This is a genomic window from Halalkalibaculum roseum (genome assembly GCF_011059145.1).
GTDB classification, from domain to species: domain Bacteria; phylum Bacteroidota; class Rhodothermia; order Balneolales; family Balneolaceae; genus Halalkalibaculum; species Halalkalibaculum roseum.
In genome coordinates this window covers 853,057-868,659 of record NZ_JAALLT010000001.1, presented here as the reverse complement: position 1 = coordinate 868,659, position 15,603 = coordinate 853,057, and the positions used below count along the sequence as shown (strand labels likewise).

Here is a 15,603-nt window from a genome sequence, read left to right as displayed (position 1 = left end):
CGACAGTTATGACCCATCAGATTGCATGGGACTTGAGATACTAACGGCCGAAGTCGTCCTGAACACGAACAATGTCCTCCTCATCTGAGGGATGATCCGCATCGGTGTGCTGCCAGATCTCGGCCAAGACGCCCCAGTCATTCAGACCAACCAGCCTGTGCCGTTCACCCTGTTTCAACCTGATCGAGTCGCCCTCTTCATAGGTTTTCAGCGGACCTTCTTCGTCCGTATCGCTTTTGATAACCCCGACGGGACCCGAAAGCACCTCCCATATTTCAGCCCGGCGATGATGATATTGCCAGGAGAGTCGCTTCCCTGGCTGTACTACCAGGATCTTGGGACTTAATTTACCTGAAATCTTCAGCTCATCAGCGGAAATATCATTGAAATATGTTTTGGTAAATTCCGGAGCCTCACTTTCATCAATTACAAAAAAACCTCCCCATGGTCGGTCATGATCCTGATCAATGATGGAGAATCCATTTTGTTTGATCTGCTCTTCTACCCTATTGAATATCTCTTCTTTTGACTGCATCACGCTTCTCGCGAATATCTAATTTAGTTTGTATATCTGAAGTGCTGAATCTACGAATATTCGCGGAACAGTTTAAATATAGAATTCAAACTAATAGTAAGCGTGACTGACAGATTCTATCCTCCGTTTTGAACACTCTTTATATAATTCTCAAGGTGTTTATTAGTCTTTTGAGCCTTTTGAAAAGAATGAGACTTTTGAGGTTGCGGCTTTCTTCTGTTTGGGCTTTTACTTTGGTTGGAAGCTGCGACAGAACTGCCGTTCCCATTGCCATTCAATTGACTACTGAGTCCGGAACCGGTTTTAACACCGGAGGTCGAACCGGCACTGGAACCTGAAGAGAATTTTGATCCGAATCGAGATCTGGAAGCAGTTTTTGATTTCGTCTTTGTACTGCCTGTACTGCTAATGCTTGAACTATTTGTCTTTGCCTCAGAGGCAGGAGTGGTCATTTTTCTGGAGCTAGAGTAGATTCGTTCGCTTAAGCGTCGTTCCAGCCTGTTAAAATACGACCCCTGCCCTTTCTGTCGTGCAAACCGAAGTACCAGGCTTATGGAAAATAATAATCCGAAAGAAAGTAAAGCAGCAAAAAAGGTGGAAATAGGCTGGCTGGAAAGGTTGCTCATTACAGTTTGAATATAAACAATGCCTCCATCCAGATAAGCAAACACACTGTTGACGGCATCCACCCCGTGTTTGGCTTTGAATGCATTAATACTCATCACATTATAATCATGGATCATAGCAGCAATGCCGGAGAGTTCCCCGGCCTTCTCAAATAATCCGCGCAGTGTCGGGGAGATAGAACTGAAACCTGAACCCAGTTTTGCTCCGAAACTACCATTGGTTACTAATACTACCCCGGTTACCACAAATGCCGAAATCTTAATACAGTACTCTAAAAAAAACAAAAACCCTTTGCCGGCTACTTTTCCGATTCGTTCCCAGTTAATGACCGTCATAATAAATTGCGTTAATTATAGGTGAATATTCAGTCTGTAAATGATGCTATGATACTTCTGATGAATTCAGTTGGTATTAACTAAGACCTATTGGGAAGGCAAATGTTACATATTTTTAATACTTAAAATATGTTAAAGGATAGTTTTAAGATTACATGTTAGAAGAAGAAAAGATTTTTTCGCCTGCCCTACGCTCCATTTTATCAATGACTGATCCCTGTCCTCTTTGACGAATAAAACGCATCAAGCGACTAAAAAGGTAGAGCAGCATAAAAACCAAAAGAGCTGCAAGAACCGTACTAACCGGTTCTGCTGTTATGTTCTGATATACATTTTGGAGGTAGGTTACTCCTTCATTTAAATACTGCATAACATTATTAATGGCATCCCCGCCGTACTTCTCATTGAAAGCGGATGCAGTAAGCGAGTTATAATCATTAATAATACCGGTTACATAATCCGTGTTATTCAATGTTCTCAGCAGCTCCCTAATCTTTTCAGGAAGCGAACCCAATCCGGACCCAATCTTAGACAAAAAGCCTCCCTGATCACCCAGACTTATGGCAGCTGCTATGGGGGCCAGAATTTTAAATCCCATTTCCATAATCCAAAGCAGTAAACTGGAACCTGCGCGTCCTGTCTTTTTTAAAACCTTTTGATTCGCCATATCAATATTTTCTTAATCAGTGGTATAAGTACCGGAATTATAAAAAAAACCCAATGTTTCTCTGTATATATAAGACATTGGATGTTAGAAGTCATCCATAAAAAGGGCCGCAGGTAATTACCCGCGGCCCGGCATGAGGAATTTTGTGTAAGTTTTAACTAATTATCTTCCCTGATACAGTCTTCTTTCGGTGGTTCTCTGTGACAGGATTCTGTAGCTGTAGCTCCGCATATTGGACATTCAAGAGGTTTGGTATTTTTCATAGCAAACACCTCAGTGGCTTTTTGCTTAACGAGAACAACTAAAATTAAGGTTAAACAGGAGCATCATAAATACCTGCCGGTAATTTATATCTCTTTTAAATTGATGGAATACAATTCTTATTTTAGTACTCATAAATTTTGAAAGTAATTGGGTTTTCTACTTCCCATTTAAATATCTAACTGAATGCTAGCAAAACGAATCATTCCTTGCCTCGACATTAAAGACGGGAGAACAGTCAAGGGAGTTAACTTTGAGGATCTCAGGGATGCCGGTGACCCGGTTGAACTGGCTACGCGTTACTCCGATGAAGGCGCCGACGAGCTGGTTTTCCTTGACATTACAGCTACAAAGGAGAAACGCAAAACCCTGGTAGATCTGGTCAAGCGCATAGCTCGTGAAATCAATATTCCTTTTACTGTCGGCGGGGGCATAAAAAAAGTAGATGAAATTGAGGATCTGCTGCACGCCGGTGCTGATAAAGTCTCGCTCAACAGTGCCATTGTTAATGACCCTGAACTTATCAATCGAGCCTCCGAAGCTTTCGGTTCACAGTGTATTGTGGCTGCCGTTGATGCCAAAAGGTTCGGCGATAGCTGGTCGGTCTTTATAAAAGGAGGCACCGAAGATACCGGGAAAGACGCACTGGAATGGATTTCGGAAGTCGAGCAGCGAGGTGCCGGGGAGATCCTGCTCACCAGTATGGATCGGGATGGTACCAAAGAGGGATTTGATATCGAACTGCTCAAAAAAGTAAACGACCGTGTACATATTCCGGTTATCGCAAGCGGCGGAGCAGGCAATATTGAGCACTGTATTGAGGCCGTGAAAGAAGGAGGTGCCGATGCCGTTCTAGCAGCAAGTATATTTCACTTCCAGGAAGTTGAGATTAAGAAGCTCAAAAAAAGTTTTAAGGATCATTCGATTCCGGTTCGTTTCCAAAATCATAACTGAATCAGAACTTATTTTATCAAACACATGGATATAGAAAAATTAGATTTTGAAAAAGGCGAAGGTCTAATACCTGCGATTGTACAGGATGCTAAAACCTACCGAGTGCTCATGCTGGGGTATATGAATGAGGATGCTGTAAAGCAGACCCTGGAAGATGAACTTGTAACCTTTTTCAGTAGAAGCAAGGGACGTCTATGGACCAAGGGGGAAACCTCAGGCAATACACTTGAGTTGATTGACATGCAGGCCGATTGCGACAACGACACCCTGCTGGTGCTCGCCAAACCTAACGGACCAACCTGTCATACCGGCAAAAAAACCTGCTTCCATGAAAAAAAGTTTAAACCCAAGAAGCATAAACTGGACTTCCTGCTGGATCTGGAAGAGCTAATTTACGACCGCAAGGAAGAGATGCCCGACGGTTCCTATACCACCTACCTTTTCAATAAAGGCATTGATAAGATAGCCCAAAAAGTAGGTGAAGAAGCCGTAGAAACCGTCATCGAATCCAAAAACAATAAAAAGAAAAAACTTGTAGGAGAAGTCGCTGACCTATTATTCCACCTGATGGTGCTGATGGCCGAAAAGGAAGTCTCAATTAAGAAAGTGGTTAAAAAGCTCAAAAAACGCCACAAGAAAGGAAACCACAAACACCTTGGTGAGTGAGGCAGTTATTGAGGGACTGATTTAGAGAGGGATTGAGGGACTGATTTACTGAGTTGTTGAGTGGGTGAGTTGGAGTCGGTTAATAGATTTGGAAACCTGGCTCTGTTCATATCTTACCTGTTTCCACCGCTCTGCTGCAGAAAAATAAGTCCTGATTAGGGATTAGGGCTACTAATAGAACAACTAATACCACCCTCAATAAATCAATAAATCAGTCCCTCAATAACTCATTCCCTCAGCACTTCTTTCGGCATGTGCATGGAGACCAGCATGTGAGGTACATCTACCACTTCGGCTATTTTGAGATCTCCGGCCAGAGAACAAAGGGCGTAGGCATCCTGCCGTTCCATCCCATGCTCTTCAACCAGGTAATCAATCATATAGCGTGTGGCCTTACGGGCTGCCTCATCAATTGTAGTTCCGAAGCCTGTTACGGCAAAAGACTCTTCTGTTTCATATTGCGGTTCCTGAATCGTCCTGCCCCCTTTAATGACTTCAACTTCATAAACAATATTCATCGGTGCCTCGATAGCAGTGCCGCAAACCTCTCCGGCTCCCTGGGCGGCATGTGCATCCCCAATTGAAAAGAGGGCTCCTTCCACGAATACCGGAAAATATATGACTGTTCCTTCGGTCATATCGGGATCATCCATATTGCCGCCATTTGCCCTGGGTGGAATCGTTGAGAGCATGGAGTCGGTAGCCGGCGCTACGCCCATTACCCCGGGGAAGGGCTTGAGAGGTATGTTGATACCCTCTAAAAATTGAACTGACTTCTTATCTTTGCCCAGTTCATAAGTTTTCAGATAGGGCTCATCGAACTCATCGGCAAGGAAGCCGAAACCGGGAACAATGGCGGTCCATCCCCACTCACCCATTCCCACCTTATGCAGCGTGACCTTCAGAACATCCCCCGGCTGCGCATCTTCTACATATACCGGACCGGTAAGAGGATGGATGGGGTCAAAACTCACATTTTTGAGATCTTCAAGGGTGGAATTAATATTTAGTTGTCCGTCTGAGGCTTCTTCGGTAGCGACCTGTATGACTGAACCTGAGGGTACGGTGAGTACCGGTTCAATGGCGCTACTCCAACGGTTATGTGTCTGGTCTTTGGTTAGTGTATAATCAGCTTCCGGAACACTTTGTCGTTCATTGTTTGCTTGCTCATTGACAGAGCATCCGGTTATCAAAAGAAAACCAAATACATAGATAAGCTTTTTCATATTCACTCCTATTTATTGTTTAGATCAAACCAACACTATTACAATCATCCACGCTTGGAAATATATGTGAAAAATGCTGACACTGAACTTATTTTGAATTAATGTTCCCAACATTACAATTGCGGAAAAACCTTGTAATACGGCCGTATTAAACTCTTACCTTTTAATAGCAACCCGGTAGAGCCAGATTACAAATCCGACAGCAGCCATTGCACCCAGCCAGTTGGCATAAGGGCCAAAGGTATCCGGCACCAGGTTCAATACGCTGGTCGACTCAAAGTAAGCGAAGGGTATAGCCAGGATAATTCCGACCAGTGCCTCACCGGTAATGAGTCCCGAAGAAAACAGGAGTCCGTTACGCTCTGTTTTTGTTGCAGCAGCTTCCGGATCTTTCCCCTCCCTTTCAGCGCGCCGCATGGTGTTGCGCGTTGCAAGCCAGGCAACCATCCCGCCCACAAAAATCGGGACCGTAAGTTCCAGTGGCAGATAAATACCTACTGCTACCGCCAGAACGGGTGCCCTGAATTCAGACTCCCGCGCTTCCAATATTTTATCAAAAATGATAATGCCAACGGCAATGAGACAGCCGATAATAATCATATTCCACTCCAGGTCTCTTGCAAATACCCCTTCAGCTACCGATTGCATGAGCGTAGCCTGCGGTGCAGCGAGCATCTCGGTCGGGTCCATACCTTCCCTTGGGAAAACCCCTCCAAGACCGTAAGCATTAAAAAGCAAGCCGAGAATAGGTGCAATAACCAGTGCCGCCGCTATTACTCCGATTATCTGCATTATTTGCTGTTTATAGGGTGTCGCCCCAACCAACTGTCCTGCTTTTAAATCCTGCATATTATCACCGGCAATGGCCGCAGCACAGGCAACCATAGCACCTACGATAATTGCAGCAGCTGCAGCAGCTGTGGCACGGTCGGTATCCATTTGGAAATTCAATTGACTTCCCAGAATGGCAAGCAGCAGAAGTGAGGTTGCAAGAATCGTGGCAATGGTTACTCCGGATATGGGGTTGTTGGAGGATCCCACAAGTCCGGCCATGTAACCGGCTACGGATGAGAACAAAAAACCGGCAACCAGGGAAAATACCGTACCGAAGACCATGGTTGTCCAGTACAAACCGCTTGATACCGGAAGATGCTGTGTATCAATTACACTCACAAAGACCATAAAAATGGGAATGGACAAAGCGATGACACCATACATCACATAATTTATGGGTATATCTTTTTCCGTTCTTAAAACCTCATTTCCAGCCCCCGTATTTTTTTTCTTAATAGCATCCATCGAAGATTTTATGCCATCTACCAGCGGTTTAGCCAGAGATATTAGCGCCCATATACCTCCCACCACCATAGAGCCAACTCCCATATACCGTATTTTCTGACTCCATATTTCCAGAGCTGCATCATAACCTGCACTGTTCCCGATAATAGCAGCTACCTCAGCAGGATCGGCCAGAGCCATGTAAATAGGAATACCAAAGAGCCAGGAAATTAGTCCGCCGGCAAAAACAAGCACGGCTATATTTAAACCGACAATATAGCCTACCGCCAATAAGGCAACAGACAAGTCAGTACCATACCCAAAAATGGAATCTCCTACCTTTTTGGCACCGCCGAGGACACTGGAGAACACCTTGAAACCTGTTTGAGACAGTTTATACAGACCGGCAGCCAATGCAGCTATAGCAATCATTTTGACGCCTTTTCCACCTTCCGTTCCGGCTTTTAACACCTCTCCCGTAGCGACACCTTCAGGAAACTTCAGGTCCGTTTCAATGATGAGAGCTCTTCGTAAGGGAATTGTAAATAAGACCCCCAATATCCCTCCGAACATGGCGATGCTCATGGTGTCGATAAATGGAAAATCATTCCAGTAATTTAATAAGATCAGTGCCGGCAGCGTAAATATGACACCCGCCGCAAGCGATTCGCCAGCTGAAGCAGCTGTCTGAACAATATTGTTTTCGAGGATATTAGACTCCTTAAAAAACTTTAGCAGAGCCATAGAAATAACCGCTGCAGGGATCGACGCAGAGACAGTCATTCCCACTTTTAAACCAAGATAGGCATTGGCCCCTGCCATTATAGCTGCCAGGAGAAAACCCAGAACAAGTGCTTTAAACGTCAGTTGCGGGAGGTCATCGGCTGCACCGATATAAGGCGAAAATCTATTTTCGGGATTACTCACGTAGTGTCCTGTTTCTAGTTAAAAGTTAGATCTAAGTTATAAGAAGTGCTGAGTAATCCAAGTTCTCGATATCATCAGCTTTCAAAATGCTTCATTTAGTCTATATTGTAAAAGGCTAATTGGGCTAGAAAATTACTTAAATCCTTAACGATCATGTCACAAGCTAATCAAAAAATAGCCATTTTGGGTGCGGGAAATATTGGAACAGCCATTGCAAGCGGGCTGGCCCTATCTGATCATTTTAATGCCGGAAATATTACTCTGACTCGAAGGAAAACGGAACTTTTAGAACCCTTTGCGGAAAAAGGGTTTAACACTCATTCAGATAATGGCCGGGCAGTTAACAATGCAGATATCATTCTCATTGCAGTTGAACCCCGGCAAATAGATGCATTACTCAAGGAAATTAAAAACGATTTGGACGAAAACAGGCATATTCTGATATCGGTAGTCTCCGGTGTTGATATTCAAAGAATCAGAAATCAAGTTCAAAAAGACGTACCCATTGTTCGGGCAATGCCGAATACTGCTATTGCCATTCGGGAATCCATGACTTGTATCGCTTCCGAAGAGGAACAAAACAAAGCCGTAAGTGCTACCAAGAAAATATTCGATACGGTCGGGCAGACCCTGCTAATCCACGAAGAACTGATGACTTCAGCTACAGCCTTGGGAGCCTGCGGTATTGCTTTCTTTTTGCGGGCTATACGCGCCGCTTCCCAAGGTGGAATAGAAATTGGATTCCATGCTCACGAAGCCCTACAGATTGCGGCCCAAACCGCCAAAGGTGCCGCCTCGCTGTTGTCCGATATGGAAAATCATCCTGAATTTGAAATCGACCGTGTTACGACTCCGCGGGGATGTACCATCTCGGGACTAAACCAGATGGAGCACCAGGGATTCAGTTCTGCTATGATTAAAGGTATTCTCGTATCTGCTGAGAAGGCCGCGAAACTTTACAGTATAGAGAAGGGAGAAGGCAGTAGCTAGGAATGAATAGGCAAAAGTGAGAAGTGAGAAGTGAGAAGGATATATAAATTCGAAATTCGAATTCCCGAAATCCGAAAGATTTGTTCATCTCGTTTCACATTTCCCATTCCGCATCTCACATTTCCCTAACTTTTATTAAATTCAGCTCCATTATTATACCAAATAAATTAATCTAGAAGATGAAAGTTACCGTACAAAAACTGGACAAAGATCTACACATGGAAGCTGAAAACGAGGAAGGGGGACTTATTCGGATGGATGGTAATACCCAAATCGGAGGATTAGAGGGAGGTTTCAGTCCTATGCAGCTTCTGCTGGCAGGAGTCGGCGGTTGCAGTGCTATCGATATCATAGGTATTCTGGAAAAGCAGAAGCAGGACCTCAAGGATCTGCGTGTGGAAGTCAACGGTGATAAACAAAAGAAGGATACCTACTCAGAATTCGAAACCATTCACCTTAAATTTATTTTCACCGGTGATCTGGATCCAAAGAAAGTAGAACGTGCCATAGATCTTTCCATGAACAAATACTGCTCGGTTTCCAAGGCTTTGGAAAAAGGATCCAAAATTACCCACAGCTACGAGATCATCTGATCCCAGATTTGCGTAAAGTCGGGAAGTAACTGATGAGCAGTCAGAACTTCCACCACCAGATACCCAAGCAGAAAAGTGACCAACGCTATAACCGACCAGTACCGAAGCGGCTTCATTTTCTGAAGCAGCGATGGACTTTCTTCTTTATTAGTTTTTCTCTTCTCGGTAGTTTCCGCGCTTTCCTTTTCCTCACTCCCTGTAGCCTCATCCGCAAAGCCTTTGCGAATCATCTCGCCCCACTCCTTTTTGCCCTTGAAAAAATCTATGAGTCCCTTGAAACGCCACCAGGTGTGAATCTGCCGGTACCCTATGTTTTCAATAAAGGCATACAGGGTTAAAGTGGCCACATCTTTGATGGAGGAATACCGGCGATAGGTAAATTCTTCACACAGAACAGCCGATACCGACAGTACCATCCCCAGCATAACTGCCACGGTAAAGAAAAGCAGGACGAAAGTCGAATCTAGATTACCCAGGGCAAGGATGGCGAAGAAGTAGGTAAAGCCTAAAAGCTCAACGATAGGTCCGAACATCTCAACAAAAACAAAATAAGGCATGGCAAGCAGACCCAGGCGACCATACCTCGGATTAAATAACATTTTTCTGTGACGCCACAGGCTGTCAGCCAATCCTCTTTGCCAACGATTCCGCTGCTTGCCCAGTACCTCCCAGTCGGTGGGCACTTCAGTCCAGCAAACCGGCTCCGGCAGAAAACGAATATTATACGACTCTTTTTCTTCTCTGAAGTGCCTGTGAAGCCTGACGACCAATTCCATGTCTTCTCCCACGGTATCATGCAGGTAGCCGCCAACCTTCAATACCGCCTCCCTGTCAAAAACTCCAAAGGCTCCCGAGATGATCAGCAGACTATTGAAATAATCCCATCCTACCCTACCGAACAGAAAAGCCCTGAGATACTCCACAGCCTGTATTCTGCCCAGAAATGATTTGGGCATACCCACCTCCTTGACAATGTAGTCCTCAATTTTGCAACCGTTTGCAACCCGAACAATACCGCCAACAGCAACCACATTTTCATTTTCAACAAAGGCACGCAACAGCTTCATCAATACATCCGGATCAAGAATAGAGTCGGCATCAATGGCACATATCAGTTCTTTGGAACTCATATTGACCCCCGCATTCAAAGCATCCGCTTTCCTGCCGTTCTCTTTATCGATGACCAGCAGTTCGGTATACCGGTTAGATTTGTAGACATTGCGGATAGGCTTGTGATCAATCGGCAGGTTGGCGGGTCTATCAATGGGATAGAGTTCAAAATGGTCTTTCAGCTTTTCGAGGGTACTGTCCGTGCTGCCATCATTGATTACGATCACTTCAAAATCGGGAAATTTTATCTGAAGCAGCGCTTCTACCGACGAAATAATATTGGCTTCCTCATTATAAGCCGGGGAAAGAATACTGACCGGCTTGTAAAGTTCGGATCGGAACAGGCCGGTGAGCTTATAAACATGGCTGTAGTTCTGCTGCGACTGAATATAAAAATAAGAAACCCAGACCAGACCTATATAGATCAGATTGACAAACAGGAAATACGAAATGAAAAACCAGTTGAACGGCTCCAACAGGTTTACAAATTCCTGTATATAAAAAGATATATCCGGCATAGGGTGAAAATGAAGCAGCTAAAGGGTATTCACAATCGATTTAATATTGAGGTGTTCCTCCTCATATGAGGTCTGCAGCCAGGCCTGTCCGTCTTCGCCGTTTTCATATAGACTTTTGGCTGCCACTACCTTAACCTCATAAACACTGTCATGCAAAAGTTTATAGAGTAATTCCAGACTTTCCGAATTACCGAACTTCCCAAGTGCGTAAGCAATAGATTTTCTGATATCGGAATCGGTATGATCGACAAACTTCTTAATCAGTGGAAGTGCTTCGGAGTTATAGTAATCGCCCTGGGCTTTTATCAGTGCTTTGAGAACATCAGGATGTCTCCATCTCTTAGCAGTTGAATTGAGCTTCCCCAGCAAAAAGGAAAGCAGGTTTTGATAACCAATTTCAGATGCGCCTTCAATAATTACTGCGGCACTTTTCGGAGGTATGTTTTCATCTTCAATAAGATCGAGCAGAGCTCTTCCCTCCTCCTGCAACTGTTCCTCATCATTGTCATGGAAATTATATACCATTTCAAGCAGCGCCATGCGTGAATAGTGTTCCTTTCCGGCAACTACGCGTAGTGCCTCCTTCCTGATCCCTACTTCTTTACTGGCCATTAGTGCGGAAGCTGCCGAGAAGACCAGCATCTTATTTTCAGAAGACAACAGAGCCTGCAGTTTCTTTATGACCTTATAGTTAACGAGCCTAACATAACTGAAATAATTGCAGGCCTTAATAAGTTCGACGTTGTCGGAAGAGTTCAACTGCTGAAAATGGTAATTGAAAATCGGAGAAAGGTAGAGAAGTTGTCGCAATTTTTGGGCATCCTCTCCCTCCAGGTTCTCCAGCATCTCAAAAATGATATCTTCAAAAACAGAAAACTCAATCCCTTCTCCGCGAAACGAATTTTCAATTTCTTCTTCTGTCCGTTCTCCATCCAGGTACTCCAAAATCAACGGAAAATGCCTGTTTTGGTAGGTTTTTACCAGCTGTTCATGCGTCCAGTGGCGGGTCCGTGCAACGATGGAACTAATAAAAAGTAACAGTGTAAGAGCTGCCAAAATCACCGTAATTATCCAGAGCAATTTCACGGACGAATCAAAAGGAGTTACCTGGTAAGTGAAAACAGAGGAATAATTAACGTATATAGCTAGAGGGATATGCAATGCTAATTAAGAACTTTGTTAATCCGCAGCACCAGCTCTGTGGGTTTGAACGGTTTGTCCATATAGTCATCCACTTTAAGACTAAACCCTTTTTCCAAATCCTCTGCACGATTTTTACTGGTGAGCATGATCACCTTGGTGTCCTTTAACTCCTCGTCGCTTCGTATCTGGCGTAAAATTTCGAAACCGTTCATGCTGGGCAGCATGACGTCAAGCACCACCAGATCCGGTTTGAGTTCTTTAACAGCTTCCAGTCCCTCTTTTCCGTTATCCCGGTATTCAAAGCGAAAACCGCTTTTTTTCAATTTATATGACACTAACCTATAAATTGCCTGACTATCTTCGACCAGTAGTACTAGAGGATCTTCCACCGATGATATATTAGAACCGTTATATTTTTTTTTGGATAGTAACTCTAAAATATTAACATATACTCAAATAGTCTAAAATCATCTACAATTATTATTCCCATGGCACAAGGACACGCCGTCCCTGTCACTGCACGGGCTCCTATACCTGAATTTGAGGAGGAGCGTGTTAGTGAATTAATGAGCTACGATATCGTAAATACCTTGCCGGAAGACGAATTTGATGCATTGACAAACCTTGCATCGCGGCTTTGTGATTTACCGATATCAATGATCAACTTTATCAGTAGCGAAAACCAATTTACAAAATCCTGCACAGGTATAACCATAGATATTACTCCCAGATCCCAAAGTATCTGTCAGTATACCATTCTGAAGGATGAACTTTTTGAAATCAAAGACCTGAGCAAGGACCCGCGATTTCAAGATATGCCGTATGTGAAAAATGAACCTAAGTTGCGGTATTATGCAGGTGTACCGTTATTATCTGATAATGGCCACGCCATTGGCAGCCTTTGTATCATGGATTACCAACCAAGATCCCTGACTGAGCAGAATATCAAAGATCTGAAACTACTGGCAAGTGAAGTCATGGCCCGACTCAAGCTGCGAAAAAGAGAAAAGAGTCTTGAGCAAATGAACAGTTTCAAAAACAAACTGATCAAAGTAGTTGGTCATGATATCCGCAGTCCGCTAACAGGTATAATGGGCGCCGGCGAGTTTCTGGAAGAAGCTGATATCAACAAAGAGGAATTGTCAGAAATTGCACAGATCATACAGGAAAGTGCCGGTCAAATACAGTATTTAATCAATGATTTGCTGGATGTGGAACTTGCCGAATTTGGGAAGTTAAAACATGAACCGGAACCGACAGATATCAGCAATGTGCTGGAAGAGATCGATCGAATCTTCCGATTTTCCGCGCAAAGTAAGAATATCAGTTTAAAGTGCTCTTTTAAGGAAGAAATTCCTGACCTTCAGATTGACCGAAAGAAATGCATACGGGTACTCTCCAATATCATTACCAACGCAATTAAATTTACCCCACGAGGCGGAAAGGTTTCCATATCATGTCGATTTAAGGCAAATAAGACTGCTGAAGAGAGTGGAATAGTGATGACGATGGTGAAGGATAATGGCATTGGTATGTCTGAAGAACAATTGAATCAGTTATTCAAGGAAAAGAGCGATGGGGGTCGAAGCGGTACTGAAAATGAGAGCAGTTACGGTCTGGGAATGCTAATCGTCAAAAAGCTTTGCGAAATCTGCGGTGCAAGTATATCAGTTGAATCAGAAGTCGACAAGGGTACTACCTTCCGGATTAAATGGCCGGTCAAAATAGTAGTTAATGATCCAGAAATGGCATAAATTTAAAAATAGCTCCCCTATTTGTCTCTAAAGCTATCGAGCAGTTATAAAAAATCTAAATTTTTCCGGATCAGAGAATTGCTATCTCGCCTTACGCTAATTCAATTATGTTTCTCTCCTCCCTTCGCTCTGCTGCGGCAGATACATAGAAATCTGCACTAGGCTTTCGACTTCTCCTCGACCAGTTTCAAAGAGGCAGAATTAACACAATAACGCAAGCCGGTAGGTTGAGGCCCGTCCGGAAAGACGTGACCCAGATGAGCATCGCAGACATTACAGAGCACTTCAATTCGGTGCATACCATGGCTGCGGTCTTCTACGTATTTGATCACATTATCCTTCACCGGTTCGGTAAAACTCGGCCATCCGGATCCGGACTCAAACTTATCGGTAGAGTCAAAGAGTTCGGTTTCGCAGCAGATACAAGCGTAGAGTCCAGGTTGATGTGCCTCGCAGTATTCACCGGTACCCGGACGTTCGGTGCCGTGCTTGCGAGTCACGTAAAATTGCTCGTCGGTAAGCTCTTTCTTCCACTCTTCGTCCGACTTTTCAACCCGTCGTGGCGGCTCCGGATTACCTTTTGAGGCGTATTGCTGTACTTGTTTCCAGTTTATCATATAATCAAAATTATTTACCACTAAGGCACTTAATACACTTAGTGGCTAAGTGGTTACTCAATAGTCGGGGTGACTGGATTCGAACCAGCGACCTCGTCGTCCCGAACGACGCGCGCTAACCGGGCTGCGCTACACCCCGATCACTTGTGCGGGACTACCGGACTGCGCTACGTCCCGATTAAAAGGTTTAGTAAACTTTGGAAGTTTACTAAACCTCTTTTCAGCTAGTTCTAAACGATTCGGGTAATCAGGTCAGCTGTACGAGCTGAATATCCTGCCTCGTTATCATACCAGCCTAGAAGTTTCACCAGTTTTCCATCGGTCTTGGTAAAACCGCTATCATAAATGCATGAGTGCGGATTGCCAAGAATATCCGTAGATACCAGTTCCTCTTCGGAATATTCAAGAACTCCCTTCATGGGTCCATTTGCCGCTTTTTTAAAGGCATCATGAACCTGCTGGTCGGTTACATCCTTGTTTACCAAGGCAGTGAAGTCCGTAAGGGATCCGTCGGGAACAGGTACGCGAACAGCACTTCCGTCAAGTTTTCCATCCAGGTGCGGCAGTACCAATCCTACTGCTTTAGCTGCACCTGTTGTTGTCGGTACAATATTATAAGCAGCAGCACGAGCCCTTCTCAGATCCTTATGCGGACCATCCACTATTTGCTGACTGCTGGTGTAGGCATGAATGGTAGTGATAAATCCTTTTTCCAATCCAAAAGAATCATCCAGAACCTTCGCCATAGGGGCAAGACAGTTCGTTGTACAACTGGCATTTGAATAAATTTGAACGTCGTCATCAATTTCGTCGTCGTTAACACCAAGTACAATGGTTTTAACATCACCGCCTTGTGCTGGGGCGGAGATAATAACTTTTTCGGCACCGGCTTGGATATGCTTGGAAGCCGCTTCCTTCGTTCGGAAGAAGCCGGTTGACTCAACAACCACCTGAGCTCCCAGATCTCCCCAGGCAAGATCCGCGGGATCCTTTTCTGACGAAACATGGATCTTATGTCCATCGATAGTGATGCTGTTTTCAGAAGAACTTACGTCCCCATCATAGGTACCATGAACCGAATCTCGCTTAAACAGGTGAGCAAGTGTTTTTGCCGGTGTCAGGTCGTTAATACCGACTATCTCAATGCTATCTTCATGATATGCCAGAATGGACCGGGCTACCAGTCTTCCGATTCTACCAAAACCATTAATCCCAACTTTAATTTTACTCATAAATATTACCCTTTAGTCTCTTAGTATGCGTTAATAATTGCGTTCAGTCGTACTAATTAAAAAATTGTTTCTCGGCCTAAATCGTTCAAAAATAAGGAGCAAAGCTACTATTAGATTTGCTGATTAGCAAGCTTTCAAGGTACTGTTTTAGGTGATGAAGTGTTTGGGTA

General features: G+C 44.1%; 15 protein-coding genes and 1 tRNA gene. 5 read left to right on the top strand and 11 right to left on the bottom strand.

Annotated features, from left to right (window positions below):
- Positions 1–40: 40 nt before the first annotated feature.
- From G3570_RS03580 to G3570_RS03570, 3 genes are all read right to left on the bottom strand, one after another.
- Complete coding sequence (locus G3570_RS03580; protein WP_249066629.1) at positions 41–535, bottom strand: cupin domain-containing protein; 495 nt, start codon at positions 533–535, stop codon at positions 41–43.
- A gap of 116 nt (positions 536–651) precedes the next feature.
- On the bottom strand, positions 652–1,497 hold the full coding sequence (locus G3570_RS03575; RefSeq protein ID WP_165139230.1) for a hypothetical protein: 846 nt from the start codon (positions 1,495–1,497) through the stop codon (positions 652–654).
- A 151-nt stretch (positions 1,498–1,648) separates the two neighbouring features.
- Positions 1,649–2,164, bottom strand: coding sequence for a hypothetical protein (locus G3570_RS03570; RefSeq protein ID WP_165139228.1), 516 nt, complete (start codon positions 2,162–2,164; stop codon positions 1,649–1,651).
- 447 nt (positions 2,165–2,611) lie between these two features.
- Between G3570_RS03570 and hisF the strand changes: the two genes are divergently transcribed.
- Together hisF and hisIE are read left to right on the top strand one after the other, a co-directional pair.
- Positions 2,612–3,379, top strand: a complete 768-nt coding sequence (hisF, locus tag G3570_RS03565) for an imidazole glycerol phosphate synthase subunit HisF (RefSeq protein ID WP_165139226.1) — start codon at positions 2,612–2,614, stop codon at positions 3,377–3,379.
- Between the two features lie 24 nt (positions 3,380–3,403).
- A complete protein-coding gene (gene hisIE / locus G3570_RS03560; RefSeq protein WP_165139224.1) occupies positions 3,404–4,045 on the top strand; it encodes a bifunctional phosphoribosyl-AMP cyclohydrolase/phosphoribosyl-ATP diphosphatase HisIE in 642 nt (213 codons plus the stop codon).
- A gap of 227 nt (positions 4,046–4,272) precedes the next feature.
- Here the strand turns inward: hisIE and G3570_RS03555 are convergent, their stop codons facing one another.
- A complete protein-coding gene (locus G3570_RS03555; RefSeq protein ID WP_165139222.1) occupies positions 4,273–5,271 on the bottom strand; it encodes an acetamidase/formamidase family protein in 999 nt (332 codons plus the stop codon).
- A 156-nt stretch (positions 5,272–5,427) separates the two neighbouring features.
- Positions 5,428–7,476, bottom strand: a complete 2,049-nt coding sequence (locus G3570_RS03550) for an OPT family oligopeptide transporter (RefSeq protein ID WP_165139220.1) — start codon at positions 7,474–7,476, stop codon at positions 5,428–5,430.
- 153 nt (positions 7,477–7,629) lie between these two features.
- On the opposite strand from G3570_RS03550, the gene proC reads away from it, so the two are divergent.
- Together proC and G3570_RS03540 are read left to right on the top strand one after the other, a co-directional pair.
- On the top strand, positions 7,630–8,466 hold the full coding sequence (gene proC, locus G3570_RS03545; protein WP_165139218.1) for a pyrroline-5-carboxylate reductase: 837 nt from the start codon (positions 7,630–7,632) through the stop codon (positions 8,464–8,466).
- A 179-nt stretch (positions 8,467–8,645) separates the two neighbouring features.
- Entirely contained in the window at positions 8,646–9,059 is a 414-nt protein-coding gene (locus G3570_RS03540) for an OsmC family protein (protein WP_165139216.1), read from the top strand.
- Here the strand turns inward: G3570_RS03540 and G3570_RS03535 are convergent.
- From G3570_RS03535 to G3570_RS03525, 3 genes are all read right to left on the bottom strand, one after another.
- Positions 9,044–10,687, bottom strand: a complete 1,644-nt coding sequence (locus G3570_RS03535) for a glycosyltransferase family 2 protein (RefSeq protein WP_165139214.1) — start codon at positions 10,685–10,687, stop codon at positions 9,044–9,046. The genes G3570_RS03540 and G3570_RS03535 overlap by 16 nt on opposite strands.
- Before the next feature lie 18 nt (positions 10,688–10,705).
- Positions 10,706–11,743, bottom strand: a complete 1,038-nt coding sequence (locus G3570_RS03530) for a HEAT repeat domain-containing protein (protein ID WP_165139212.1) — start codon at positions 11,741–11,743, stop codon at positions 10,706–10,708.
- 107 nt (positions 11,744–11,850) lie between these two features.
- Complete coding sequence (locus tag G3570_RS03525) at positions 11,851–12,219, bottom strand: response regulator (RefSeq protein ID WP_165139210.1); 369 nt, start codon at positions 12,217–12,219, stop codon at positions 11,851–11,853.
- 99 nt (positions 12,220–12,318) lie between these two features.
- Between G3570_RS03525 and G3570_RS03520 the strand changes: the two genes are divergently transcribed.
- Complete coding sequence (locus tag G3570_RS03520) at positions 12,319–13,584, top strand: GAF domain-containing sensor histidine kinase (protein WP_165139208.1); 1,266 nt, start codon at positions 12,319–12,321, stop codon at positions 13,582–13,584.
- A gap of 158 nt (positions 13,585–13,742) precedes the next feature.
- Here the strand turns inward: G3570_RS03520 and msrB are convergent, their stop codons facing one another.
- From msrB to gap, 3 genes are all read right to left on the bottom strand, one after another.
- Positions 13,743–14,201: a peptide-methionine (R)-S-oxide reductase MsrB gene (gene msrB, locus G3570_RS03515; protein ID WP_165139206.1), complete on the bottom strand. Its 459-nt coding sequence runs from the start codon at positions 14,199–14,201 to the stop codon at positions 13,743–13,745.
- A gap of 64 nt (positions 14,202–14,265) precedes the next feature.
- A tRNA-Pro gene (locus G3570_RS03510) sits at positions 14,266–14,340 on the bottom strand.
- A gap of 91 nt (positions 14,341–14,431) precedes the next feature.
- Positions 14,432–15,433: a type I glyceraldehyde-3-phosphate dehydrogenase gene (gene gap, locus G3570_RS03505; protein ID WP_165139204.1), complete on the bottom strand. Its 1,002-nt coding sequence runs from the start codon at positions 15,431–15,433 to the stop codon at positions 14,432–14,434.
- Between the last annotated feature and the right edge of the window lie 170 nt (positions 15,434–15,603).

Coding starts and splice junctions, on each gene's coding strand:
- G3570_RS03580 (WP_249066629.1), bottom strand. CDS start 535: ATGCAGTCAAAAGAAGAGATATTCAATAGGGTAGAAGAGCAGATCAAA.
- G3570_RS03575 (WP_165139230.1), bottom strand. CDS start 1,497: ATGACGGTCATTAACTGGGAACGAATCGGAAAAGTAGCCGGCAAAGGG.
- G3570_RS03570 (WP_165139228.1), bottom strand. CDS start 2,164: ATGGCGAATCAAAAGGTTTTAAAAAAGACAGGACGCGCAGGTTCCAGT.
- hisF (WP_165139226.1), top strand. CDS start 2,612: ATGCTAGCAAAACGAATCATTCCTTGCCTCGACATTAAAGACGGGAGA.
- hisIE (WP_165139224.1), top strand. CDS start 3,404: ATGGATATAGAAAAATTAGATTTTGAAAAAGGCGAAGGTCTAATACCT.
- G3570_RS03555 (WP_165139222.1), bottom strand. CDS start 5,271: ATGAAAAAGCTTATCTATGTATTTGGTTTTCTTTTGATAACCGGATGC.
- proC (WP_165139218.1), top strand. CDS start 7,630: ATGTCACAAGCTAATCAAAAAATAGCCATTTTGGGTGCGGGAAATATT.
- G3570_RS03540 (WP_165139216.1), top strand. CDS start 8,646: ATGAAAGTTACCGTACAAAAACTGGACAAAGATCTACACATGGAAGCT.
- G3570_RS03535 (WP_165139214.1), bottom strand. CDS start 10,687: ATGCCGGATATATCTTTTTATATACAGGAATTTGTAAACCTGTTGGAG.
- G3570_RS03520 (WP_165139208.1), top strand. CDS start 12,319: ATGGCACAAGGACACGCCGTCCCTGTCACTGCACGGGCTCCTATACCT.
- msrB (WP_165139206.1), bottom strand. CDS start 14,201: ATGATAAACTGGAAACAAGTACAGCAATACGCCTCAAAAGGTAATCCG.
- gap (WP_165139204.1), bottom strand. CDS start 15,433: ATGAGTAAAATTAAAGTTGGGATTAATGGTTTTGGTAGAATCGGAAGA.